The following is an 18,283-nucleotide window of genomic DNA, read 5'->3' as shown; positions in this document are numbered from 1 at the left end:
TCAGACAAAGCAACGCTCAAGCGCTTGAAGTGCGCTTGGGCGTTGCTTTAAAGGGCTACTTTTGCGCCATTTGTTGTGGCGTTTTGCACAAGGTGTGGCTACCCGGCTGCAGGTAGGGCGTGAGGATCGGCGCCATGCCTTTGAGTACCTGTACCGGCAGAGCCGAGGTGAATTTGAACGATTCGGCGGCGCGGCCCGGCACAAAGGCGGTGAGGGTGCCAAAGTGGTTGTCGCCGATGAAGAACACAAAGGTCGCGGTGCGGTTGATTGCCTTCGAGCCCAGCAAGCGGCCACCGGCACCCCAGCTTTCGATGCGGTTATCGCCGGTGCCGGTTTTGCCACCCAAGACCATGGGTGTACCGTCATTGAGTTTGAAGCTACCAGACACGCGCCGCGCGGTACCGGCATCGACCACCTGCGAAAGGGCGCCGCGCAGGGCGCGGGCCACTTCTACCGAGAGCACCCGCTGACCCAGATCGGGGTCGCCTGCCAGGCGCGTTTCATACGGAGTGTCAGCAGCAAAGTGCAAGGTATCGATGCGCAACGTCGGCAGGCGAATACCATCGTTTTGAATAATGCCGATCAACTCGGCCAGGGCTGCCGGGCGATCACCCGAGCTGCCGATGGCAGTAGCCAGCGAAGGCACCAAGTGGTCGAACGGGTAGCCAACACGTTTCCAGCGCTGATGGATGTCGAGGAAGGCTTCGATTTCCACCAAGGTACGAATGCGGCTGTCGCGAGCGCCTTTGTGCCGGCTCTTGAACAGCCAGCTGTACACTTCCTGGCGCTCGAACTGGCTGGCTTGCGCGGCCTCAGGAAAGCTGGCGTTGGGGTTGTTCAGCAGATAGCCCAACAGCCACAGATCCAAAGGATGGACCTTGGCAACGAAGCCCTGATCGGGTAAATCGAACTTGCCGGGGCCGTAGGCGTAGTACAGGTCATCCAGGCGTTGGTCGGTGACCGAGTCCTGTTTGGTCGGTTTACGTTTGGTGTCCTCCAGGTCTTTTTTCATGTGTGCCCGAACGAAGGCATTGAAGGTGGCCTGGTCGGCTTCGGGGAACAGGTAGCGATGGACCGCAGCCAGTCGGATAGGCGTGACGCGCAAGCTGTCGAGGAACGTGTCCAGGCGTTGTTGCGAGGTTTTGCGCTGGTACTTTTTCCAGAACCGGCGCAGGTAGTCTGTGCCTTCTTTGTCAGCGAAACGCGCCAGGTATTCCTGACGTCGCGGCTCGGCATCGTCCTTGAGCAGTTTTACGCTGCTGCCCGGGGTTTGATAGGTGCTGTAGCGCACCAGGTCGCGCATCAGGCGAATGAAGGGCAGGTTGATCGATTCGCGCAGGGCATCCTTGAGGGTGGGAATGCGATTGTTGTCTTCCTTGCGAAAGTTATTGAACACATGCATGCCGCCACCGGTGAAGAAGGCTTCGTAGGGGCTGGCTGAATACTTGCGATTGAGCGCGGCATCGAGCATGTCGGTGATGTTGCGGTCTTTGTTCTGGATCAGGTAATCCAGGGCCCAGCGAGTAATGAAGTCCAGTTCGGCAACTTCGACGTTCTTCAGGTCGGCGGCAGGGGTGTTGGCGTACTTGTCATGCAGCTCGGAGATGATTTCCAGGTAGCTGGTCAACACCCGCAGTTTGGCGGTAGAGCCCAGTTCCAGCTTGCTACCTTCGTTGATGTCGAACGGTTGGTCGGTGCTGTCGGTCTGCACCCGCACCCGTGAGCCGTTGGCGGTACGTTCAAGCAGGGTAAAGCTGTAGCGCACCTGGGTGGTGCTGGTGGGGGTCAGCAAGCGTTCGCCGAACAGCCCGACTTTTTCGGCAACCGCTGGGTCGGCGAGGTCTTTGAGGTATTGGCTGACCTGGCCTTGCAGGTCGGATTGCAAGGTACTGGTGGCCGACAAATCGAGACGGTCGAGGTCGTACAGTGGCCTGGCCAGCGCCAGGGATAACCGGCTGCGGGCCACGCTGATGCCTTTGTTGGTGACAATGGGCTGGATGGTCGGTTGCGCCACCCAATCGCGATAGATCGCTTTGCTGGCCAGGGCCGCGTCCGCCAATGGGCGGTCGACGATATTGCTTGCGGCCAGAATGCGGATATGGCTGTCGGTCAGCTCGGCCAGTTCGTTGCGCCCTTTGGACAGAAAGTGCGAAGGGCGGCGCTGGGCAATCATCAGCGACAGTACCTGACGCAAGGCGAGGCCGCGTGCGGCCATGCTTGCAGGGTCCGTTTCGGTCGAGGCCAGCGCCTGATTGACCTGAGCGAAGTCGGCGCCATACCAGACCCGCAAGCCTTCAGCCATGCCGTGGACTTCACCATGCCCCGGTACTGCCGACAGCGGCACGCTGTTGAGGTAGTCGCGCACGATGCGCTGGCGTGCTTCGATGGTTTGTGGGCCGCCCTGGTACGCGCGCACGCTGGCGGAAATCATCTGGCGGATTTTTTCGCTGCCGGAAACGGTCAGGCCGTCGGGAGAGTGACGGTATTTTTCCAGCTGGGTGGCCAGGGTACTGCCTCCGGCGGACTGACCGGGCAGGGCCAGGTATTTGGCGATCTGACTGTAAGCCGCTTTGGCGAAGCGCGGCCAATCGACTGCCGGGTTGGCGTTGGGGTCGTTGGGGTCCAGCAGGCCGCGGTTTTCAATGAACAACAGGCTGTTGACGATCACCGGTGGGATGGAGTCGAAGTCCGGGTACAGGTACTGCGGGTAGTGGTACTGATAGAGCACATCGCCTTTGCAGTCGGTGATCGAAAGACCCGACTGGATCTTCTCTTTGTAGGGCACGAAGAAACCGTGCTCGGTGTAGTCCATCAAAGCCGGGGAGAAGTGCACCTGCTCGCTTATCACGTAGTCGCGTTTGAGAAGGCGCGGCAGAAATTCACCCAGCGCACTGTAGCCCAGACGCTTGTCGAAGGGCCCGTCTCCCGGGTAGATGATCGCGTCGCTGGGGCCGGGTTGTAGCGAGTAGGTCAAGGTCGAGGCGAGTTGGCTCAGCTCGCGGGATTGCAGGCGAGAAGTTTGCATTTCATTGGCAACGGCAAAGCCCAGTGCGATCAGGGCGAGCAGCAACACCAGCCAGACCAGCCGCCACCACAGATGACGTTGGCGGGGGCTTTTCGGCAATGGCGATTCTTCAAGGGATTCAGAGGGAGTTTCCTTACTCGTTGGTTCCGATTGCCACAATGCGCCCATAGTGTTTTGCCCGGCTACGTATTTTCGTCTTGCTTGCCTGAAGCTTAGACGGTGAGCGCATTTGGTGAAAAATTTGTAAGCCCTGTAAGGCTATTCCTAGAAATGCGCGCGATGTGCTCCTTTGGTGGAAGGTTGTAAAGCCCTGTTTTGGTGCTATGTTAGCCGCCCTGTTGGCCACCCTGGAGAAAAAACAGGAATTGCTCGTCGTAATTTCGGCTTACTTCCAGAGTTCTCTCTAAACATCCTGCTCTTTATAGTGAAATGCCCTACAGGGGCCTTTCTATACTGCTCGCCCCTTTCGCACTGCCTGCGCCCTCAGCGCGGGCAGGCGGGTCTGCCCACAAGGTGGTACCCGGCAAGGCAGCGCATTCGCCTATCGGCGGTGCCAGGCCTGCACGATCGGTTTATATCCAATAACAAAATGAGGTTGTATTTCTATGCCAGTCGGCAACCATCCTTCTCACGGTGAGACCGCTCAAGGCGGCCCACTCAAGCGAGAACTCGGCGAGCGACATATTCGCCTGATGGCGCTGGGCGCCTGTATCGGCGTCGGCCTGTTCCTGGGCTCGGCCAAAGCCATCGAAATGGCCGGCCCGGCAATCATGCTGTCTTACATCATCGGTGGCCTGGCGATCCTGGTGATCATGCGCGCCCTGGGTGAAATGGCCGTACACAATCCGGTCGCAGGCTCCTTCAGCCGTTACGCACAAGACTACCTCGGCCCGCTGGCGGGCTTTCTGACCGGTTGGAACTACTGGTTCCTGTGGCTGGTGACCTGCGTTGCAGAGATCACTGCCGTGGCCATCTACATGGGCATCTGGTTCCCTGATGTGCCGCGCTGGATCTGGGCCCTGGCGGCTTTGGGCAGCATGGGCGCGATCAACCTGATCGCGGTCAAGGCCTTTGGTGAGTTCGAGTTCTGGTTCGCCCTGATCAAGATCGTCACCATCATTGCCATGGTTCTGGGTGGCATCGGCATCATTGCCTTCGGTTTTGGTAACGATGGCGTGGCAATGGGTATCTCCAACCTGTGGAGCAACGGCGGTTTCATGCCCAACGGCGTGACCGGCGTACTGATGTCGCTGCAGATGGTGATGTTCGCTTACCTGGGCGTAGAAATGATCGGCCTTACCGCCGGTGAAGCGCGCAACCCGCAGAAAACCATTCCTCAGGCCATCGGCTCGGTGTTCTGGCGCATTCTGCTGTTCTATGTCGGTGCGTTGTTCGTGATCCTGTCGATCTACCCGTGGAACGAGATTGGCAGCCAAGGCAGCCCGTTCGTGATGACCTTTGAGCGTCTGGGCATCAAGACGGCCGCCGGGATCATCAACTTCGTGGTAATCACCGCTGCGTTGTCGTCGTGCAACGGCGGTATTTTCAGCACCGGGCGCATGCTCTACAGCCTGGCGCAGAATGGTCAGGCCCCGGCCACTTTCGCTCGCACTTCAAGCAACGGCGTACCGCGTAATGCCTTGCTGCTGTCCATCGCCGCTTTGCTGCTGGGCGTGCTGGCCAACTATTTGGTGCCGGAGAAAGTGTTCGTCTGGGTGACCGCGATTGCCACCTTCGGGGCGATCTGGACCTGGGTGATGATCTTGCTGGCGCAACTGAAGTTCCGTGCCGGCCTGAGCGCTGCTGAACGGGCTGCACTGAAATACCGTATGTGGCTGTGGCCGCTGAGTTCCTACCTGGCGTTGGCGTTTCTGATCCTGGTGGTGGGCCTGATGGCTTACTTCGAGGAGACTCGCGTCGCGCTGTACATTGGCCCGGCGTTCCTGGTCATGCTGACGGTGCTGTACCACGTGTTCAAACTGGCGCCGAAAGCTGACAACGTGCAGCTGGCGCGTACCTAAAAGCCATCGCGGGGCAAGCCCGCTCCCACAAAACCAGTGGGAGCGGGCTTGCCCCGCGATCGATCATACCGTCGGCACCTGCACCGGTTTGTTCAAGCGTTTGTTCAGGTCCAACCAGGCCGCCAGCAACACCATCAACCCCACCCCCGCCAGTGCAGTGATCAACTGCATCGACCAATGTTCGTCTGCCAGCGCGTTACCCATGTCGGCCAGCGGCGCGAGCAGTACGCCAAAACAGAACACTTCCAGCGAATAGCGGCCCATCCGGCAACTCTGTTGTGCCAGCCAGCCCTGCAGCCAGGCGCCTTGCGGCAGTAATTTTGCCGTGCAGTAGGCCAGGGCAAGGAAGTGCAGCAGGCGTGCAGGTGACAGGTTGGTCTTGCTGATTGGATACAGCCACTCGGCCAGTTGCCGGGGCATGAATGCATCGTGAATGGCAGGCCAGCGCCAGGACAATGCGATGGCTGCGCACACCAGTAAGTAACTTGCAGCAGCGATAAACAGTGGCTGCTTCCAGGCCGGGCGCACGTCGACAGGTTGCGGGCGTTGGCTATGAATGGCCGCAGCGCCGCCAAGAATGAACAGCAACTGCCAGGCCAGTGGATTGAAGAACCACACGCCACCTTCCTGGGCCGCCAGGTTCCATTGGAACATGGGCGCCAGCAAGTACAGCGCTGCAGACAACCCTACCACCAGCTCGACTTTGCGCAGCATCGCTGGCAGTACCAGCGGTAAGCCGAGCAGCAGCAGGATGTACAGCGGCAAGGGGTCCATCAAGTTCGGTTTGAAGCGCAGCAGCAGCTCATCCACCAGCGCCTGCTGTGGGTTGCTCAGGAAGTAATAGAGGCCCATTTCCTGAATCATGTCGCGGGTCTGGACATGGTTGTTGGCGACAAAAACGATGCCCATCAACAGCACCAGCAGGAAGATGTGCACCACGTACAACACCCAGGCCCGGCGCAGAATACGCACGCAGGCCACCAGCCAGCCATCGCGCAGGGCAATCTTGCCGTAGGCCAGCACGGCTGCGTAACCGGCCAGGAACACGAAAATTTCCGCCGCGTCGCTGAAGCCGAAGTTGCGCACGGTCAGGTTAGCCAGTGGGTTGCCAGGTATGTGATCCCAGAAGATGAAGATCAGCGCCAGTCCGCGAAAGAAGTCGATGCGATGGTCGCGACCGTTGTTCATGATCAGAGCCTTGGCGAGGGTGTTTCAATAGAGGATAGGCGCCCGCAGGCAGGGGTTCCGTGCCGATGGCTCAAGCCGATCGGCGGCGGGAGGGTTACAAAGTTTGTCGGCGAATGCAAAGTGAGGGTATTTCCGAATGTCTCTACCTCACCTTGCCTATCGCCTGCGCGGTCAACTCAGGCCGCCACCTCACTGTTCGGCTCGAAGCTGTCGGCCCGCGCTAGTTGCCACATACGTGAGTAGAACTCACCGCTGATGTCACCGCTGAGCAGTTCACCCGGTTTGAGGAACACATGCATTTGCGAGAACAGTTTGATTTCGGTGGCCGATACCCGGCGTACCAAGTGCTTGGCTTCCAGTTGCGAAGGATGGTCGAGGCCAGCCGCGGCCAGCATTTCCGCTAGCGCCTTGAGGGTGCTGTGATGGAAGTTGAACACCCGCTGCGCTTTGTCGGGTACTACCAGCGCACGTTGGCGCAGGGCGTCCTGGGTGGCGACGCCGGTGGGGCATTTGTTGGTGTGACAACTCTGAGACTGGATGCAGCCGATGGCGAACATGAAGCCGCGTGCCGAGTTGGCCCAGTCGGCGCCGATGGCCAACACACTGGCGATGTCGAAGGCACTGACGATCTTGCCGCTGGCGCCGAGTTTGATCTTATCGCGCAGGTTCAGGCCGACCAGGGTGTTGTGCACGAACAACAAGCCTTCGCGCAGCGGCACACCGATATGGTCGGTGAACTCCACAGGCGCGGCGCCAGTGCCGCCTTCTTTGCCATCAATGACGATAAAGTCCGGCAAGATGCCGGTTTCCAACATCGCCTTGGCAATGCCCATGAATTCCCAAGGGTGGCCCAGGCAGAACTTGAAGCCCACCGGTTTGCCGCCTGACAGTTCACGCAGTTGGGCAATGAACTGCATCATTTCAATCGGCGTGGAAAAGGCGCTGTGACGTGAAGGCGAGATGCAGTCTTCACCCATCATCACACCACGGGTCTCGGCGATTTCACGGGTGACTTTGTGCTTGGGCAGGATGCCGCCATGGCCAGGCTTGGCGCCCTGGCTCATCTTGATTTCGATCATGCGCACCTGCGGGCTGCGTGCCTGTTCGGCGAAACGCTCAGGGTCGAAGCGCCCGTCGGCGGTACGGCAGCCGAAGTAGCCGCTGCCCAGTTCCCAGGTCAGGTCGCCGCCATGTTCGCGGTGATAGGGGCTGATGCTGCCTTCACCGGTGTCGTGGGCGAAATTGCCCAGCTTGGCGCCTTGGTTCAGGGCGCGGATGGCATTGGCGCTGAGTGAGCCAAAGCTCATGGCCGATATGTTGAAGACCGAGGCCGAATAAGGCTGGGTGCATTGCGGGCCGCCAACGATCACCCGAAAGCTCGACGGATCGCTCAATGGCGCAGGCCGCATCGAGTGGCCGATAAATTCGAAACCAGACTGATAGACATCGATCAGGGTGCCGAAGGGTTTATCGGAGGCTTCGTTCTTGGCCCGGGCGTACACCAGCGAGCGCTGGGCGCGGGAGAACGGCAGGGCATCGCTGTCGGCTTCGAGCAGGTACTGGCGGATTTCCGGGCGGATTCCTTCTACCAGGTAACGGATGTTGCCCAGGATCGGGTAGTTGCGCCGCACCGCATGGCGGCTTTGCAGCAGATCGAATAGCCCGATCAGGCTTAGCACGGCAGTGGTCAGGGTGAACGGCCACAGCCATTCATGGTGCAGGAAAGGCAGGCTCGCCAAGGTGAACAATACACAGGCGGCGAAGAAGGCATAGCGGCTGAGAAGTGACAGGCTCATACGGGTTCCTTGCGATGGCACGGTCAGGCTCAGGGCCTGGACAATCTTCGACCATAGCCCGGTTGGCGGCGCCAGCGCCAGCTTGTAAACATGAAGGTTTACGCCGTTTTTTCGGAGTGAAAATCATTCGCGCGGTGGTCGTCAGTGCTAACGCCCTGTTTCACGGATCAAGCGATCACGCAGTGTGTTGTGCTGCGCGTCTTCCACCTTGATGAGGAAATCAGGGGTACCGGCGATCAGCGTGGCGCAGGGCAGGCCATCTCGATACAGAAGGCGATTGCCGCTCAGCGCTGGTACCTTATTGCCCGGCAGCAGGGTGCCAACCAGATTCAACGGATCGCTGGCGCTGATGGCAATCAGGTTGCCGTCCAATGGCCGCCGACGCACTTCACGCATCAGCGCAATCGCTTCGGGCAAGGCAAATTGCTCACCCGCCAAGCCGCTGATAAAGCGCCCTCCACGGATTTCGCCGCGGGCTTCCAGGCGATGATAACAACGTAGCAATTCGCGCCAGCTCGGCAGCCAGTCGGCCTCACGTTCCAGCAAGCGCCAGCAGATCACACCGTAGCGGCGCAGTAAGGTGCGCGCGATGTGTTCCAGGCTGTCATTTTGGTAATCAGGTGCTGATGGCTTGCGTAGCAAGGCCCATCGGCCGGCGTCCTGCATGCCACCGAACAACGGGCCACGCCCGCGACGATGGCTGCGCTGCTGACGTTTGCTGGCGGGAGTGATCAGCGCCCGCAGGCCGGCGAAACTGTCGGCGCTGACCAAACCGGCGGCGACCAGTTCCTGCAAGGCGATTTCCAGTTCACTGGGCAGCAGGTGGGCATCGCTGACCAGTTCGTCGAAAAACAGCGCACCGTGCTCATTCAGTGCGGCATGCACCCGTTGTGCCCGCTGGCTCAAGTCGTCACTGTCCAGTGCAGGGCCGAGCGCGCGCCACAGGTTCAAACGCGCGCGTGGCAGTATCACCAGCGGGGTGCTGCGCAGGGTGTTGCTGGCGGCACCGGGGGCCAGGCGAGCCCAGACATGCCGACCCGCACGACAGCTTTCATCCAGCCACAGCGGGCTGTAGTCCTTCAGACGTGCTGGCAGCAAATCCGCCTCCCAGGCCGCCGCCGCAGCTGGGTAGCCCTCGAACTGCGCCAACACTTCACTGAGCGCCGCCGGGCCTTGCAACTGAGTGGCTGGCGAGAGGTGTTGCCAGTCGAACAGGTAACGCATGAAGTCCTGCAGGCTGACCGGCTCGATCTCCCGTCTCAGGCGTTTGACGGTGTAGCGATGGATGCGAGCCAGCAAGTGCCGCTCGCACCATTGCAACTGCTGCTCGCCTGTGCGGAAGTGGCCGCGCATGACATAGCCTTCCGCCTCTAATTGCAGCAGCGCCTGTTCGACAGCCCGAGCAGGCAAATGTAAGGGCTCGACCAACTGCGCCAGGGTCAGCGGCCCGAATCCGCTCAGGCGAGCACGCACCACCTCCACCAGCGCCACCTCGCTGTCGATGGCCTGATCGAAACCGGGCAGAGCTGCACACTCCGCGGTCATTCGCCCTTGGGGGAACAGCGCGCGTAGCAGCATCAAGCGTTCGCGGGCCAGCCATAGGAGGTCAGTCGCGTCCACCTGCATGCAACAAGCCCGGCCTGCCTGCTGAAGCTCTTCCAGCCATTGCTGCCAGCCGGGATTGGCCGCCGCTTCCTGTTGAGTGATGCAGGCCAGGCTCATCAAGGCCTCGTGCATTTCGTCGCCGCGTGTGGGGGTTGGCCAGGCTTCCAGCGCCACGGCGTCAATGGCCTCGGGGTCCAGGGCGCCGAGGTCATCGCTGCTCTGCGCGTCACTCCAGCGTCGGCTTTGCACAGCTTGAGTGCGGCGTTCTTCCAGTGGCGCATCGTCGAGGAAGGTGTAGGGCCGGGCATTGAGGATCGCTGAGGCGAGGGGCGACGGTGCCGGCAGGTCACGGCTGATCAGGGTGATCTGACCGCGTTCGATTCGCCGCAGCAGCTTCAGCCAGCCTTCACAATCCATGGCCTGGTGCAGGCAGTCGTCGAGGGTCTGCTCGATCAGGGGGTGATCCGGAATCTGGCGTTCGCCGACAATGTTTTCCAGGCAGGCGATCTGGTCAGGGAACACCGCCGCAATCAAGTCCTCGCTTTTCATCCGTTGGATCTGCGGCGCGACTTTGCGCCCGCCGACAAAGCGCGGTAACGCCAAAGCAACACCAGCGTTCCAGCGCCAACGCACGGCAAACAACGGCGCATCCAACAGGGCTTGCACCAGCACGGATTCAGCGCTGTTGCTGGACAGGTAGCGCCACACCTCGTCCAAGGCAAAGCTATGGCTGGTGGACAACGACAGCACAATAGCGTCTTCGCTGGCGGCCGCCTGCAGCTCGAAGTTGAAGGTGCGACAGAAGCGTTTGCGCAAGGCCAGACCCCAGGCGCGATTAATCCGGCTGCCAAACGGGCTGTGGATGATCAGTTGAGTGCCGCCAGACTCATCGAAGAAACGCTCCATGATCAGGGTGTCTTGCGAGGGCAGGGCACCCAGTACCTGGCGGGTGTGGCGCAGATAATCGAGCAACTGTTCTGCACTGTCCGGGGCCAGGCCAAGTGTTTCCTGTAACCAGCCGAGTACGTCTGACGACGCCTTCAGGCGCTGGTCAATCTCGCCCTGCAAACGGGCGACCGCGAATGACAACTCATCACTGCGTCCGGGGGCTTCACCCAGCCAGAACGGAATGCTCGGCGGCAACCCCTTGGCATCTTCGACGCGTACCTTGCCGCTTTCCACGCGCAAGATACGGTACGAGGTATTGCCGAGCTGGAAGATATCGCCGGCAATGCTTTCGACGGCAAAGTCTTCATTGACGCTGCCAATGTTCAGGCCTTGGGGTTCAAGCAACACCGTGTAGTCGGCGTTATCGGGGATGGTGCCGCCGCTGGTCAACGCGGTCAGTTGGCTGCCGCGGCGCCCGCGCAGGCTGCTGGTGACGGCATCGCGATGCAAGTAGGCGCTGCGGACACCCTGGCGGCCGTTGAATCCTTCGGCGAGCATGCGCAGCAACGCCTGGTAATGCCCAGGGTCCAGATCAGTGTACGGGGTGGCCTGGCGCAGACAGTCGAACAGCGCTTGTTCCTGCCAGGGCTGACAGCTGACTTCGGCAACGATCTGCTGAGCCAGTACATCCAGCGGCGCATTGGGGATGTGTAGCAGGTCCAGTTCGCCACGGCGTACACAGTCGAGCAACGCTGCGCATTCAATCAGGTCGTCGCGCGACAGGGCAAACAACCGCCCTTTGGGCGTACCATCGACCTGATGCCCGGCACGCCCGACCCGCTGCAGGAAGGCAGCAATGGAGCCGGGTGAACCGATCTGGCAAACCAGGTCGACTTCACCGATGTCGATCCCAAGTTCCAGTGAAGCGGTGGCCACCAGTACCTGCAGCGCCCCATTCTTCAGGCGCTGCTCGGCGTCCAGACGGTGCTCCTTGGCCAGGCTGCCGTGATGGGCGGCTACGGCCTGAGTGCCCAGGCGTTCGCTCAAATGACGCGTCAAGCGTTCGGCCAGGCGTCGTGTGTTGACGAACACCAGGGTCGTGCGGTGTTCCCGGGCCAGGGCTGCGAGGCGGTCATACACCAGATCCCAGACATCGGTTGCCATCACCGCGCCGAGCGGTACTGGCGGTACTTCCAGGGCAAGGTCACGCGTGCGGGCATGGCCGATATCGACAATGGCACAGGCCCGGCCGTGGCCTACCAGAAACTCCGCCACCCGTTGTACCGGCCGTTGCGTGGCCGACAGCCCGATCCGTCGCAACGGCCTCGCGCATAGGGCCTGCAGGCGCTCAAGGCTCAGCGCCAGATGGCTGCCGCGCTTGTTGCCCGCCAGGGCGTGGATCTCATCGACGATCACCGTGTGCACATTGGCAAGGCCCTGGCGTCCGGAGTCGGAGCCGAGCAGTACATACAGCGATTCAGGCGTGGTCACCAGAATATGCGGCGCCTGACGGCGCATGGCGTTGCGTTCCTTTTGCGGGGTATCGCCGCTGCGCACCGCCGTGCGGATGGCCAGTGGTTCATGGCCCTGTTCGACCAGGGCTTGATTGATACCTGCCAGCGGTGCTTGCAGGTTGATCTGAATGTCGTTGGACAGTGCTTTGAGGGGCGAGACGTAAACCACTTGAGTCTGGTCGGGTAATTGCCCGTCGGCCAGGCCCTGTTCAAACAGCTCGTCCAGAATGGCCAGGAAGGCGGTCAAGGTTTTACCAGAGCCGGTGGGTGCTGCTACCAACAACGATTGCCCGGCACGAATCAGCGGCCAAGCTTGTGCCTGAGCGGCGGTGACGCTCGGGAAACGGCGCTGGAACCAAGTGCGCACGGCAGGGTGGAAGGCGTCCAGTTCCGGGTGGTTCAGGGCGGGCAGGTTCATGGCCTGTTTATGCGGCCAATATCCCAGGGTTGCAAGCGACGTTCGTCAGGCAACGGTAGGAGCGGGCTTGCCCCGCGATGCGGTTTAACAGACAAACCGCAATCGCGGGGCAAGCCCGTTTCTACTGGGGTTGTTTGACCATTCTCTACATGTGATCCTAACGCGCTTTCTCAGCGACGAGTTCCTCATGCGTAAAACCATCCACATCGCTGCCGCGTTGCTGCTCGATCCCCAGGGTCGGACCCTGCTGGTACGCAAACGCGGCACTAAGGCCTTCATGCAACCAGGCGGCAAGATCGAAGCGGGTGAGCCACCGGTCGCCGCCTTGGCCCGCGAACTGTTCGAAGAGCTTGGCTTACAGATCGAGGCAGAAGACGCCCACTACCTCGGTCAATTCAGCGCCCCGGCGGCGAATGAGCCAGGCTTTGAAGTGCGGGCCGAGCTGTTTCAGGTGCACACGGCGATGCCTGTCGAGCCTGCCGCTGAAATCGAAGAAGTGGTGTGGGTCTCGGCCCGCAAACCCTTGACGCTGGAACTGGCGCCACTGACGCAAGACCTGATTCTGCCGCTGTACCGACGCTTGCCTCGCCAACCCGCCTGACCTTTTTTAGTGCAAAGGAATGCCTATGATCCCCGTTCATGAATGGCTGCTGTTCACCGGTGCCGCGTTGTTGATGGTCCTGACTCCGGGGCCGAACATGATCTACCTGATATCACGTTCAATCTGCCAGGGGCGCATGGCCGGGATCACCTCGCTGGTCGGTGTGGTGGCAGGCTTTCTGGTGCACATGACCGCAGCTGCAGTCGGGCTGACGGCATTGTTCATGGCCATACCACTGGGCTACGACCTGCTCAAATGGGCAGGTGCCGGCTACCTGTTATGGATGGCCTGGCAAGCGGTCAAGCCGGGGGCGCGGTCGCCGTTTGAACCCCGTGAGTTAACCCCGGATTCGCCGAGCAAACTGGTGATGATGGGTTTTTTGACCAGCTTGCTGAACCCTAAGGTGGCGATGTTCTACCTGTCGATCCTGCCGCAGTTCATTGCTCCGGAACACGGCTCAGTGCTGGCGCAGAGCCTGTTGCTGGGGCTGACCCAGATCACCGTGAGCTTCTCGGTGAACCTGATGATCGCAATGTTCGCCGCCGGGCTGTCGGCCTGGTTCGTGCGCTACCCACTGTGGCTGATGGTGCAGCGCTATGTGATGGGGTTCGTCCTGGCAGGCCTGGCGCTGCGTCTGGTTCAGGAGCAGCGCAAACTCGTCTGAGCCTCAGCGTACGGCACTGACACCGTCAAGAGTGGAGAACGAGGTGTCCTTGGCGGTCAGCAGGAAGTCACGCATGTACGGCGCATCGAGCATGTCGGTGCGCACGGCCGCATACAGGGTGGCGAACAAACCTTTCTCGCCCAGGCGCTTGCCCTTCACATAGCCACGTGAGCTGTACTCATGCAGGGCCCAGTGGGGCATGCCGCAGACGCCCCGACCGCTGGCCACCAACTGCATCATCATCACCGTCAGCTCAGCGGTACGCACCTGTGCTGGCTCGACATCGGCGGGCTCCAGAAAGCGGGTGAAGATATCCAGGCGGTCACGCTCTACCGGGTAGGTGATCAGCGTTTCGTTGATCAGGTCGTCCGGCACGATAAAGGGCTTGCTGGCCAAGGGATGCTGGTTGGCGACCGCCAACATGGCTTCATAGGTGAACAACGGAACATAGGTCAGCCCGGCCAGTTCCAGCGGGTCGGACGTAACCACCAGATCGAGGTCGCCACGGGCCAGGGCCGGCAGAGGGGCAAAGGCAAAGCCCGAGGCCAGGTCCAGTTCGACTTCAGGCCAGGCATCGCGGAACTGGTCGATGGTGGGCATCAACCACTGGAAGCAGCTGTGGCATTCGATGGCCATGTGCAGACGCCCGGCGGTACCACCGGCCAGGCGGGCAATGTCGCGTTCGGCGCCACGCAGCAAGGGCAGGGTGGCATCGGCCAGTTGCAGCAGGCGCAAACCGGCACTGGTGAAGCGAATCGGCTTGGTTTTGCGCATGAACAGTTGCATCCCCAGGCGCTCTTCCAGTTCTTTGAACTGATGGGACAGCGCTGATTGGGTCAGGTGCAGGCGTTCAGCAGCCTCGACCAGGCTGTCGGCTTCACGCAGCGCGTGCAAGGTTTTGAGGTGGCGAATTTCCAGCACCGACTACTCCATGAAACTTTTTTGAGATGAACACGAATTTATTGAGTTTGTCTCATGTTGCCCTGCCTGTCGACAATAGCGCCATCTTTTATAGGGAGCACGATTGTCATGGCACTGGCCCACAACCTTGGTTTTCCGCGCATCGGCGCTGACCGCGAGCTGAAAAAAGCGCAAGAAGCCTACTGGAAAGGCGATATCGACCAGGCCGGTTTGCAGGCGGTGGGGCGTGAGTTGCGTGCGCGTCACTGGCAGGTGCAAAAGGACGCAGGTATTCAATTGCTGCCGGTCGGTGACTTTGCCTGGTACGACCAGGTGTTGAGCCATTCGTTGGCCTTCGGTGCCATCCCTGAGCGTTTCGCCAATACCTTGGGCGACAACGGCCTGCCAACCCTTGATACCTTGTTCGCCATGGCCCGCGGCGCGACCAGCAGTTGCTGCGGTGGTGAGCATGGCCAGGCGCAATACGCGCAAGAGCTCACCAAGTGGTTTGATACCAACTATCACTACCTGGTACCGGAATTCACCGCTGACCAGCGCTTTCTGCTGAGCTGGGAGCAGTTGTTTGAAGAAGTCGCCGAAGCCCAGGCCCTGGGCCACGCGGTCAAACCGGTATTGATCGGGCCATTGACCTACCTGTGGCTCGGCAAAACCAAAGGTGCGGAATTCGACAAGCTCGACCTTCTGGAGCGCCTCCTGCCGGTTTACGGCGAAATCCTCAGCCGTCTGGCGCGTCAGGGCGTTGAGTGGGTGCAGATCGATGAGCCGATTCTCGGTCTGGACCTGCCGCAAGCCTGGAAGAATGCCTTCGAGCGTGCCTACCACATCCTTCAGTATTCGCCGTTGAAGAAGCTGGTGGCGACCTACTTCAGTGCCTTGGAAGACAACCTCGGCCTGGCTGTCGGCCTACCGGTGGACGGACTGCACATCGACGTCGTCCGTGCCCCGGAGCAATTGCCAGCGGTGCTCGACCGTCTGCCCACCTACAAGGTGCTGTCGTTGGGGGTGGTCAACGGTCGTAACGTCTGGCGCTGCGACCTGGAACAGGCGCTGGAGCAACTGCAGCAAGCCAAGCAGCGCTTCGGCGCTAACCTTTGGGTTGCCGGCTCCTGCTCGCTGCTGCACAGCCCGGTAGACCTGGCACGTGAAGACAAACTCGATGCTGAACTGAAAAGCTGGCTGGCGTTCGCCGTGCAGAAGTGCGAAGAAATCGCTCTGCTGTCCAAAGCCCTGGACAGCGCCCATTTGCCCGCTGTGCAAAACGCACTGGCCGCCAGCCGCGCCGTTCAGCTCAGCCGTGCACAGTCGCCGCGTATCCACAAGCCTGAAGTACAAGCGCGATTGGCCGCAGTCAGCGCTGCCGACCGTCAACGTCAGTCTGCTTTTGCTGAACGTATCGAAGCCCAGCGTCAGCGCTTGCAACTACCGGCGTTCCCGACCACGACCATTGGTTCGTTCCCGCAGACCTCCGCGATTCGCCTGGCTCGTCAGGCATACAAGCAGGGCAAGCTCTCGGCCAACGACTACACCGACGCGATGCACAGTGAGATTCGTCAGGCCGTGAAGGTGCAGGAGCGCCTGGGGCTGGATGTGCTGGTGCACGGCGAGGCCGAGCGCAACGACATGGTCGAGTACTTTGCCGAGCAGCTGGATGGCTACATCTTTACCCGATTCGGCTGGGTGCAGAGCTACGGTTCGCGCTGCGTTAAACCTGCGATCATCTACGGTGACCTAAGCCGCTCGCAACCGATGACCGTGGCCTGGATCGAGTACGCCCAGCGCCAGACCAACAAGATCATGAAAGGCATGCTGACAGGGCCGGTGACCATGCTGATGTGGTCGTTCCCGCGCGAGGACTTGTCGCGCAAGGCTCAGGCCGAGCAACTGGCACTGGCCATTCGCGATGAAGTCCAAGACCTGGAAGCAGCCGGTATCAAGATCGTGCAGATCGATGAAGCCGCGTTCCGTGAAGGCTTGCCGCTGCGCCGCGCGCAATGGCAAGCGTATCTGGACTGGGCGGTGGAAGCTTTCCGCCTGTGTTCCAGTGGCGTACGTGATGAAACGCAGATTCATACCCACATGTGTTACAGCGAGTTCAACGATGTGATCGAAGCCATTGCGGCCATGGATGCCGACGTGATCACCATCGAAACCTCGCGTTCGGATATGCAGCTGCTGGAGGCTTTCAAAGCCTTCGACTATCCCAACGATATTGGCCCGGGTGTGTACGACATTCACTCGCCGCGGGTGCCGGACACTGCCGAGATGGTCAAGTTAATGAACAAGGCGGCCCTGCGTATCCCGGCCGAGCGTTTGTGGGTCAATCCCGACTGCGGCCTGAAGACCCGGGCCTGGCCGGAAACTGAAGCAGCGTTGGTGAATATGGTGGCGGCTGCCCGGCAGTTGCGTAGTCAGCTGGCCTGAAGCAGTCACGGGGCAAGCCCGCTCCTGCAATGTCCGTAGGAGCGGGCTTGCCCCGCGAAAATGCCCATTCAGCGGCTGTCATCAAACGGTCACGGTTTTGTGGCAGCGCGCCCGCATGAAAGTCATCAGACTCCCGCTCTACTGGGGATTTGCATTCTGGTGTTTCTTTCATGCGGGCATTTTTGTTTTTTATGGCGCTGATCGGCGCTTTACCTTCTTTTGCTGCACCACGTTGTGACGTCAATGTGGCGACCGAGTATGCCGACCTGGCGCAGCTGAGCGTGGCCTATCAGAGTGTTGGTCGTGACTCGGATCCGGTGTTGTTGCTGGTCATGGGTTTGGGCGGGCAGTTGATCCACTGGCCGGACGAGGTAGTAGCCGCCTTGTGCCAGCAAGGATTTCGGGTGATTCGCTACGACAACCGTGATGTTGGCCTGACCCGTTGGAAACAGGCACCAGCCAGTGCCAACCTTACCTATCAACTGTTGCGCTACAAGCTTGGGCTGTCAGTCACTGCGCCTTATCACCTCACCGACATGGCTGAAGACGGCCTGGAGTTGATGGACACGTTAGGTGTGCAGCGTTTTCATGTAGTGGGTGTGAGCATGGGGGGAATGATTGCTCAGCACTTGGCTGCAATGGCGCCGGAGCGGATCGAGAGCCTGACGTTGATCATGTCCAGCTCCGGCGCTCAAGGCTTGCCGGCACCCAGCCCGGCCTTGGTGCAGTTGCTGGCACAGCGCGAGGCGCCGAACCGCGAAATAGCGATTGAGCAGCAAGCTGACCTGCTCGCCGCGTTGGGTAGCCCACAGGTCCAGGATGATCGCCAGGCGCTGTTGGAACAGGCGGCGCAATCCTATGACAGAGCCTTCAACCCTGAAGGAGGCAAGCGCCAGATCATGGCCATTCTGGCTGAGCCGAGCCGGGTGGAGCTGCTCAACAACCTGCGACTGCCAACACTGGTGGTACATGGCACCGCCGATCCGCTGCTACCGGTGATGCATGGCGTGCACCTGGCCGCGCATATCCAGGGCAGTCAATTGAAGTTGATTCCGGGCCTGGCCCACCGCTTTCAGGAGCAGTTCAAAGTGCCGCTACTGGCGGCGGTGCTGCCGTACCTGAAAACCCAGCGGCTGGCCGATGCCCATCTGGCAGTGTATTAACACGCGCGGTAGGAGCGGGCTTGCCCCGCGATTGCGATTTCACTGATAAACCGCAATC

At 60.6% G+C, this 18,283-nt stretch carries 10 protein-coding genes; 5 read left to right on the top strand and 5 right to left on the bottom strand.

What is annotated here, in order from left to right; translation table 11 throughout:
- Nucleotides 1-55: 55 nt before the first annotated feature.
- A complete protein-coding gene (locus tag E1573_RS16325) occupies nucleotides 56-3,193 on the bottom strand; it encodes a biosynthetic peptidoglycan transglycosylase (protein WP_133215516.1) in 3,138 nt (1,045 codons plus the stop codon).
- Nucleotides 3,194-3,630: 437 nt separating this feature from the next.
- On the opposite strand from E1573_RS16325, the gene E1573_RS16320 reads away from it, so the two are divergent.
- Nucleotides 3,631-5,046 (top strand): amino acid permease, encoded by a 1,416-nt coding sequence (locus E1573_RS16320; protein ID WP_133215514.1) that lies wholly within the window; start codon nucleotides 3,631-3,633, stop codon nucleotides 5,044-5,046.
- A 63-nt stretch (nucleotides 5,047-5,109) separates the two neighbouring features.
- Here the strand turns inward: E1573_RS16320 and E1573_RS16315 are convergent, their stop codons facing one another.
- From E1573_RS16315 to E1573_RS16305, 3 genes are all read right to left on the bottom strand, one after another.
- Nucleotides 5,110-6,234, bottom strand: coding sequence for an OpgC family protein (locus E1573_RS16315; protein ID WP_133215512.1), 1,125 nt, complete (start codon nucleotides 6,232-6,234; stop codon nucleotides 5,110-5,112).
- A gap of 176 nt (nucleotides 6,235-6,410) precedes the next feature.
- Nucleotides 6,411-8,030 (bottom strand): FMN-binding glutamate synthase family protein, encoded by a 1,620-nt coding sequence (locus tag E1573_RS16310; RefSeq protein WP_133215510.1) that lies wholly within the window; start codon nucleotides 8,028-8,030, stop codon nucleotides 6,411-6,413.
- A gap of 147 nt (nucleotides 8,031-8,177) precedes the next feature.
- On the bottom strand, nucleotides 8,178-12,455 hold the full coding sequence (locus tag E1573_RS16305; RefSeq protein WP_133215508.1) for a DEAD/DEAH box helicase: 4,278 nt from the start codon (nucleotides 12,453-12,455) through the stop codon (nucleotides 8,178-8,180).
- Between the two features lie 187 nt (nucleotides 12,456-12,642).
- On the opposite strand from E1573_RS16305, the gene E1573_RS16300 reads away from it, so the two are divergent.
- Together E1573_RS16300 and E1573_RS16295 are read left to right on the top strand one after the other, a co-directional pair.
- Nucleotides 12,643-13,056: an NUDIX domain-containing protein gene (locus E1573_RS16300; protein WP_133215506.1), complete on the top strand. Its 414-nt coding sequence runs from the start codon at nucleotides 12,643-12,645 to the stop codon at nucleotides 13,054-13,056.
- A gap of 25 nt (nucleotides 13,057-13,081) precedes the next feature.
- Complete coding sequence (locus tag E1573_RS16295; protein ID WP_133215504.1) at nucleotides 13,082-13,720, top strand: LysE family translocator; 639 nt, start codon at nucleotides 13,082-13,084, stop codon at nucleotides 13,718-13,720.
- 3 nt (nucleotides 13,721-13,723) lie between these two features.
- Here the strand turns inward: E1573_RS16295 and metR are convergent, their stop codons facing one another.
- Nucleotides 13,724-14,641 (bottom strand): transcriptional regulator MetR, encoded by a 918-nt coding sequence (gene metR, locus E1573_RS16290; RefSeq protein ID WP_133215502.1) that lies wholly within the window; start codon nucleotides 14,639-14,641, stop codon nucleotides 13,724-13,726.
- A gap of 108 nt (nucleotides 14,642-14,749) precedes the next feature.
- On the opposite strand from metR, the gene metE reads away from it, so the two are divergent.
- Nucleotides 14,750-17,062 (top strand): 5-methyltetrahydropteroyltriglutamate--homocysteine S-methyltransferase, encoded by a 2,313-nt coding sequence (gene metE / locus E1573_RS16285; RefSeq protein WP_133215500.1) that lies wholly within the window; start codon nucleotides 14,750-14,752, stop codon nucleotides 17,060-17,062.
- A 170-nt stretch (nucleotides 17,063-17,232) separates the two neighbouring features.
- Nucleotides 17,233-18,225, top strand: a complete 993-nt coding sequence (locus E1573_RS16280) for an alpha/beta fold hydrolase (RefSeq protein WP_133215498.1) — start codon at nucleotides 17,233-17,235, stop codon at nucleotides 18,223-18,225.
- The last annotated feature ends 58 nt before the right edge of the window (nucleotides 18,226-18,283 follow it).

Origin of the sequence: Pseudomonas sp. H9, from assembly GCF_004353925.1 — a bacterium.
GTDB lineage: Bacteria > Pseudomonadota > Gammaproteobacteria > Pseudomonadales > Pseudomonadaceae > Aquipseudomonas.
This window is presented reverse-complemented; position numbering and strand designations above follow the sequence as displayed.